The following is a 552-nucleotide window of genomic DNA, read 5'->3' on the forward strand; positions in this document are numbered from 1 at the left end:
TGACCAAGTATTCGTAGAGAGATTGCCAGCCGGGGGGAGCAAAGCCGATTTGAAATTTTTGCAAAGTTTCTTCGCTCAAGTGGCGGCTGTGCAGGTACTGGCGGGCGGCGGATCCTAGCTGGGATCGGAGGGCATGCCGATAAAAATCGGCAGCCATGGCCAAAATCTCCAGCAGCTTTTCCCGGTGGGAGAGCTCCCGCTCATCAAGGGATCCCAAGGGCTGCGCCTCGGTGTGGCGAGTGGGCAGAGGGATGTGGTATCGCCGCGCCAAGTGGCGCACGGCCTCGGCAAAGGAGAGATGCTCGGTCTGCATGACAAAGCGCAGCACATCTCCCCCTGCCCCGCAGGAGAAGCACTTGTAGATCTGCTTGCTGGGGCTGACCTGAAAACTGGGTTTGTGGTCGTTGTGGAAAGGGCAAAGCCCAACAAAGTTCTTTCCCTGCTTGCGCAGCACCACTTTTTCGGCCACCACTTCCACGAGGTCGGCCTTTTGGCGCACCAACTGAATGAAATCGGGGGGCAGACCGCTCATGGCTTCGGGGGATCCTGACC

Annotated in this window: 1 protein-coding gene; it reads right to left on the reverse strand. The window is 58.7% G+C overall.

All coding sequences use genetic code 11. The features are described from left to right. Window positions 1-532 (reverse strand): CHC2 zinc finger domain-containing protein (locus NW837_RS15190; RefSeq protein ID WP_414332464.1); only part of this gene is annotated, 532 nt, incomplete at its 3' end. Window positions 533-552 lie beyond the last annotated feature (20 nt).

Origin of the sequence: Synechococcus sp. R6-10 (assembly GCF_047461815.1) — a bacterium.
In the GTDB taxonomy this organism is placed as follows: Bacteria; Cyanobacteriota; Cyanobacteriia; order Thermostichales; family Thermostichaceae; genus Thermostichus.